The organism is Oleiphilus sp. HI0123 (assembly GCF_001635315.1).
Genome location: NZ_LWGE01000915.1, coordinates 1 through 270, shown reverse-complemented (window position 1 = coordinate 270; position 270 = coordinate 1). Strand labels below are relative to the sequence as shown.

1 protein-coding gene is annotated in these 270 nt (G+C 46.3%); it reads left to right on the top strand.

Annotated elements, in window-relative coordinates:
* A partial coding sequence (locus A3761_RS27415; RefSeq protein ID WP_197472959.1) for a hypothetical protein occupies positions 1-270 on the top strand: 270 nt, incomplete at both ends.

Sequence of the window (270 nt, the reverse complement as noted above, 5' to 3'; positions counted from 1 at the left end):
AAGCAGCGGGCTCACAATCCGAGAAGCTGGCACACTTTATTCTTCTTCAAGAGCTAATCCCCAATAGCAGCTATGAGCTACGATATGTGTTGGCTGACATTGTGGGCAACCAAACATCTTTCCAAACAATTTCTTTTAACTCCGGTAGCTTGATCGATCTACCCTTGCCTGCTTTCAGCTCGCAGCCGGACGCAAGCTTTATTTCAACAAACACAGCGCTTGTTGAATGGGCTAATACCGATCAAGCAATTGGCCAGGTAAGCTTTGGTA